General features: G+C 29.1%; 6 protein-coding genes. 1 reads left to right on the top strand and 5 read right to left on the bottom strand.

Annotated features, from left to right (window positions below; genetic code table 11):
- Positions 1–25: 25 nt before the first annotated feature.
- Positions 26–124, bottom strand: coding sequence for a helicase RepA family protein (locus KGF39_RS03540; protein ID WP_255643230.1), 99 nt, complete (start codon positions 122–124; stop codon positions 26–28).
- A gap of 277 nt (positions 125–401) precedes the next feature.
- Between KGF39_RS03540 and KGF39_RS03535 the strand changes: the two genes are divergently transcribed.
- Positions 402–1,589 carry an SAM-dependent methyltransferase gene (locus KGF39_RS03535; protein WP_227821213.1) on the top strand — a complete coding sequence of 396 codons (1,188 nt, stop codon included), beginning with the start codon at positions 402–404 and terminating at the stop codon, positions 1,587–1,589.
- A gap of 128 nt (positions 1,590–1,717) precedes the next feature.
- Here the strand turns inward: KGF39_RS03535 and KGF39_RS03530 are convergent, their stop codons facing one another.
- The 4 genes from KGF39_RS03530 to KGF39_RS03515 all read right to left on the bottom strand — a co-directional run bounded on the left by KGF39_RS03530 (position 1,718) and on the right by KGF39_RS03515 (position 5,819).
- Entirely contained in the window at positions 1,718–2,944 is a 1,227-nt protein-coding gene (locus tag KGF39_RS03530) for an FAD-dependent oxidoreductase (protein WP_227821212.1), read from the bottom strand.
- Positions 2,919–3,392, bottom strand: coding sequence for a 4Fe-4S dicluster domain-containing protein (locus tag KGF39_RS03525; RefSeq protein WP_009895266.1), 474 nt, complete (start codon positions 3,390–3,392; stop codon positions 2,919–2,921). Before KGF39_RS03525 ends, KGF39_RS03530 begins: the two co-directional genes overlap by 26 nt.
- Positions 3,385–5,286, bottom strand: a complete 1,902-nt coding sequence (cooS, locus tag KGF39_RS03520) for an anaerobic carbon-monoxide dehydrogenase catalytic subunit (RefSeq protein ID WP_227821211.1) — start codon at positions 5,284–5,286, stop codon at positions 3,385–3,387. The genes KGF39_RS03525 and cooS overlap by 8 nt, the downstream gene beginning before the upstream one ends.
- 323 nt (positions 5,287–5,609) lie before the next feature.
- The gene (locus KGF39_RS03515; RefSeq protein ID WP_227821214.1) at positions 5,610–5,819 is read right to left on the bottom strand and encodes a CapA family protein; all 210 of its coding nucleotides are present in this window, start codon (positions 5,817–5,819) and stop codon (positions 5,610–5,612) included.
- Positions 5,820–6,000 lie beyond the last annotated feature (181 nt).

Genomic DNA, 6,000 nt, shown 5'->3' with positions numbered 1-6,000 from the left:
AGTCACGAGTGTGCGTAGCTATTTTTTAATCAATTATATAATCTATATCATTTTCATAGGCGAACTCTAAAGCCTTAAAACTCTTACCTGTACCACTTGACCCAACCAAAGCATATACTTCCATCCCACAACTCCTTTATAAAATAGATTTAAGCTATTTACTGCAAAATTTTATTGTACTTTATAGATTAAAATTATTATATCATTAACAGTTGAATATTATATCCAATACGAAAATTCATAAGCAAAAAATATACTACAATATGAAATTCCTTTATAAAAGATAAATTTCCTTCAAATAAATAATTTATTGAAAAAAATTTTAATTTTTTAAAAAAAGGAATATAATATACTTTAAGCAAGTAAAACTTACTGGATTTACATTAGAAGGAGCTGGTAATATGAATATTACAAAAAATTTTTTAAGAGACTATTTAGAAAGATTTAGTGAAACACCATTTCTAGTTAGGCCTAAAGATGGAGAAGAGTTTCTAATTGGAAATGGCTCTCCTCAGTTTAAAGTTATTATAAATAATGATATTAGTAAATCTGAACTACTAAAAAGTACATCTTTAGCACTTGGAGAAGCCTACATAAGTAGAGATATTGAAGTTGAAGGAGATTTATTCTTAACTTTGAATCTACTTTTAAAACAAATAGACAAATTTAATATTAATAATTCAGCTGTAAAACATCTACTACACTCATCAAATTCAATAAGACATCAAAAGAAAGAAATACATGCTCACTATGATATTGGTAACGATTTTTATAGCTTGTGGTTAGACAAGACACTTAGTTATTCTTGTGCATATTTTAGAAATGATAATGATACTCTTTATGAGGCTCAAGTCAACAAGGTTCACCATATATTAACTAAACTAAATCTAGAAGAAGGTATGAGTCTTCTTGATATTGGGTGTGGTTGGGGATTCTTACTAATAGAAGCAGCAAAAAAATATAAAATTCACGGCGTTGGAATTACGCTTAGTGAAGAACAATTTAAAGAATTTAATAAAAGAATTAAAGAAGAGAACCTTCAAGACTACCTTGAAGTAAAACTTATGGACTATAGAGAGCTCAAAAACTCAAACCTTATGTTTGATAGAGTTGTAAGTGTTGGTATGCTTGAACATGTTGGTAGGGAAAACTATGAACTTTTTATTAAAAATGTAAATGCTGTTCTAAAAGATAGTGGATTATTTTTACTTCACTATATAAGTGGTCTAAAGGAATCTTATGGAGACCCTTGGATAAAAAAATATATTTTCCCAGGAGGAGTTATTCCTAGTCTAAGAGAAATGATACATTTTTGTAGCGATTACAAATATCACACTATAGATGTGGAAAGTCTAAGATTACATTATGTAAAAACTTTACTATACTGGCAAAAAAACTTCTATGAGAATCTTCCAAAGATTAAAGAGATGTTTGATGATAAGTTTATAAGGATGTGGGATTTATACCTTTGCTCTTGTGCTGCTGCTTTCAACACTGGTATCATAGATATACATCAAATACTTTTCACTAAAGGTATAAAAAATGATTTACCTCTAACTAGAGAGTATATGTATAATTGTTCAAAATAATATTTTACAAATCGGATATAATTTAAACTTAATTACAAAAATAGAGCTATTTCTAAATAAGACTTCTTATTTTAGAATAACTCTATTTATTGTTTTCTTACATTTACCAACTTTACTCTACATATACATTATACGCTATAACAGAATTCTCCATTTTCTTTTATATTAAAAAAGTCTGCATAACATACATCAAATATCCTATTTTCTAAATCATATATTTCAACTTTATTTTTTATTAAATAAGTTAGTACACCTACATATGAAATATCTCCTTGTATAACTGCTCCATAGATTACATTATCTTTAAAAACAAACTTTTTATAATCATTAATTCCATGTCTAGTTAATACTTTATAGCTATCATCTACAGGTGTATTCATTCCTATAGAAATAGTTGGTATGTCCATGAAATTCATACTATTTTTAAAAGCAAATTCATCTTCTACTTTTTTATCTTTTCCAGCCATATTATATGCAGCTACAATTCCTTGCTTTACTGCTAGAGGCCAAATAGCATTTTTACCTACAACATCTCCTGCTGCATATATATCCTTTTGTGTTGTTTGACACATATCATCTATTATTATACCTCTATCATATTCTATTCCTGTTTCATCTAAAAAATCTGCATTTGGTTTAACCCCTGTAGCTACAATTACCATATCTGCATTTAGAATTTCTCCATTTGAAAATGCAACACCTTTAACATTTTTACTGTTATCCAAGATAATTTCTTGTATTGATGCGCTTGGGTAAAATTTTACACCCTTTTCTTTAAACTTATTTTCATATACTGATGCTGTATATTCATCTAATTGTCTATCTAAAATATACTTTTCCATAAAAGCTACAGAAATATTTAATTGCTCATATTTAAATAATCCAACTAGTGCATCTATACCAACTAGGCCAGCACCTATTATAACTACATTTTTAGAGTTCTCTGCTTTTTGTTTTATTTTATAAATATCATCTATATTTCTCACAGAATATACAAAATTTCCATCTCTCAAGTTTTTTATAGGAGGAATAGCAGAAGATGCTCCTGTAGCTATTAAAAGTTTATCATAATTTACATTAATATCTTCTGTCTGAACTACTTTTTTATTTATATTTATACCTTTAACAGTCTTACCTGAAATCCAATTTACATTATTTTTCTCCATAAAGTCTTCATCAACAAAATTTATTTGTTTTAAAGTTCTGTGTTCAGATATAACATGATGTAACATACATCTTGAGTATATATTTTCATCTTTAGAAATTAATATTATATTTGAATCTTTATCTAATTCTCTTAATGTTTTTACTGCATTAATACCAGCAGCACTAGCTCCTAACACTACATAATTCATCATTTTCCTCCTTCTGTAATTCAATTGCTCCACTTGGGCAATTAGCTACACATCTAGGATATTCCTCATCTTTACACAAATCACATTTAAGTATGTTTTGCTTGCTTCTGTCATCTGGTTTTAATAATCCATATGGACAAGACATTACACACATATAACATGAACCACATTTTTCTTCATCATATGAAACGATTCCACTTTCACTATCTTTGTGCATTGCACCACTCATACATGCTAATACACATTCAGGTTCATCACAGTGTCTACAAAGAATTGGAACTGGATTATTATGTTTGCTATCTAATTCTATATGTCCTCTACTATCATTATCTATATTTTCTAAATCAAGAGTATACATGTCATAATCTTTATTGTGTTTTAGCATACATGCTAATACACAACTCTTGCATCCTGTACATAAATCTTTATTTATAAAAATTCTATGCATTACATTCCACATCCTTTAACCCTAAATTTTTTCTTCTGTCTATTATTATTTCTTCTAATTGATTAGCTGAAGATTTAGGGTCTGGATTCACTATAACATGTCCTCCTGTTAAGTCTTTTAGTTTTTCTGTTAATACTTCTGTTACTAATTTTCCTCCTGTTATAAATGGAGGTAAAGCTAAATGAAGAGGTAAACCAAGAGCAAGACCAAAAGCTCCATCAGCTAATGCCTGTTCTTCCAGCCATTGTGGTGCTGAAAGTACCAATGGTAATTGTGGTAAGTCAATTCCAAGCTCAGCTGCTAATTCTGTTGCTACTATTTCTAGTCTTCCTATAGCTAGACATGGTCCAAAGTTTAATACTGGTGGTATTCCTAGAGTCTTACATACTTCTTTTAAGTTTTCTCCTGCTAATTCTTCTGCTCCAGGTGACATAAGACCAACATTTTCTAGTCCTCCAGTAGAGCATCCTGCAGAAAGTACTATTATATCTTTTTTAATCAATTCTTTAGTAAGCTCAACAGTATTTACATCATGCCCTCCTGCTGTCATATTTGAACATCCTACAACAGCTGCAACACCTTTAATTTTTCCTTCTGCTATTAAATTAATAAGAGGCTTCCATGAATCTCCTAAAAACGCTTTCAGGTTCTTTTCACTTACACCAGTTAAAGATTGTTCAAATCCATGGTCTTTTGGTATATCTATTTCAACACTTCCTCTTCTCTCTTTATAAGATTCTAATGCTTTTTCTATTAAAGTGTTACTAAGTTCATCTAATTTACTTCTGTCTAAACCTATGTATTCTGCATTGGCTTTTTTAGCAACATCATCTAAACAAACCATTTTTACTTTATATTTATCTGCTATTGGTTCAAGACCTGGTATAGTACAGTTAAATTCTGAAAGAACTATATCTATTGCTCCAGTTGATAAAACAGCCTCGCTTGTAAAATTGTTACCAGCATGTCCAGCAAATACTTCTTGATAATGTTCTCCTCTTAATTGTAAATCTTGACCAACACATGTACATCCTACTAGCTTAAATCCTTTTGCACCAACAGATTGAGCTAATTTTATAACGTCTTCATCTTTTAATCTATCTTGGAAATTTGCAAATGTTGAATGTTGATGACCTGTTATCATTATATTTATGTAGTCTGGGTCTATTACATTAAATCCTACAGGAGCCATTCTTATAACTGGCTCTCCCAACATAACATCATTTAAAAGATTAGTTAGTGTAAGACCATATAATCCTGTTGATATACCTAAGTTCAAACAATTAACTAGCATGTCTACTGGGTCACTATTTAAATTTGTTGATGATTTTACTATTGCATCAAAAACTTCTGACTTTGCACCACCAGGCATTATACCTAACTCTTTCCACTTTTTCACTCTAGGTGCATAAGCTATTTTTTCTACTAATTCCATCTTATCATCTCTTGATTTATACAAATCATTGATAACTTTATCAGCAACCTTTATACATCTATCATACTTTTCATCACTTTCTATTCCAAACATTTCTGCTAATTGATTTAATGTTTTTTCTCCTTTAACAACACCTTTAGTTATTCCAACATTTTTTAAATTCTTAGCTGTATTTTCTACCACATGTAAATAACAAGCTGCTCCTGATGCTACTGCTCTTAAAAAGTTCCTTGCTACTATAGTGTCTGCATCTGCTCCACATATACCTCTTGGTGATTTAGGAGTTACTCTACATGGTCCATTTGAACAGAGTCTACAACAAACCCCCTGAAGTCCAAAACCACATTTAACTTTTTGATCTTCTGTTCTGTGAAATGCTGTTTCAACATCCTTTGACGCTACAAAACTTTCTAATTTCTTGTCTGCACTTTCGCACATTTTACAAGTGTTACAAGCCATTACAAATTCCCCCTTATATTTTTATATTAAAAAAGTAGATTAAATAGCTTTATTATAATTGACTATAATTTAACTATTTAATCTACTTTTTTAATACCACGATTTTCCATGCCTTAAACAAAATATAAATTATTAAAATAAATATATATATTTATTTTTTTTTACATTTTTATTTATTCAAATCTTTACTTATTTTTTCTAGTTTATTTAAAACTCTATCCTTCTCACTTCCATCCAATACTTTTGGTTGATAGTTATTTCTAGAGCTACTAGATGTTATTGCAGTTGGTATTATATTTGGCTCTTTAATTGAAGTTAATTTATTATCTGAAAAAGTAAAAGTTTGTTGATTTATATCCTAATAGACCCACCTTAATTCCTTTGACATCTACAACAGTATTTTTACCTAATCCAAAATAATTTATTTTATTCTCATCCAATATAAACTGTGTATCTTTCATTCCTTCTTCAAAATAATCTTCTGAATGATTATTTGCAACACCTACTGCCTCTACACTTCCAGATTTTAAAATATTTACATACCCTAGCTTTGGTTATTCTTAGAGTCTTTTTTAATAGTATTTTCCTTATTGGGATTATTAGAGCATCCTACTACAAATAACAATAGACTCATAATACATATTAAACCTCCTTTGTATTAGCAGATTTTAAAACAAAATATACTTTTTTAGAGTATAACATTTTTAAATATAA

This window comes from Clostridioides sp. ZZV14-6345 (assembly GCF_020657775.1).
In the GTDB taxonomy this organism is placed as follows: Bacteria; Bacillota; Clostridia; order Peptostreptococcales; family Peptostreptococcaceae; genus Clostridioides; species Clostridioides difficile_D.
This window is presented reverse-complemented; position numbering and strand designations above follow the sequence as displayed.

Excerpts from the sequence above, each read along its gene's own strand:
- KGF39_RS03540 (WP_255643230.1), bottom strand. The coding sequence starts at position 124 with ATGGAAGTATATGCTTTGGTTGGGTCAAGTGGTACAGGTAAGAGTTTT.
- cooS (WP_227821211.1), bottom strand. The coding sequence starts at position 5,286 with ATGGCTTGTAACACTTGTAAAATGTGCGAAAGTGCAGACAAGAAATTA.
- KGF39_RS03525 (WP_009895266.1), bottom strand. The coding sequence starts at position 3,392 with ATGCATAGAATTTTTATAAATAAAGATTTATGTACAGGATGCAAGAGT.
- KGF39_RS03535 (WP_227821213.1), top strand. The coding sequence starts at position 402 with ATGAATATTACAAAAAATTTTTTAAGAGACTATTTAGAAAGATTTAGT.
- KGF39_RS03530 (WP_227821212.1), bottom strand. The coding sequence starts at position 2,944 with ATGAATTATGTAGTGTTAGGAGCTAGTGCTGCTGGTATTAATGCAGTA.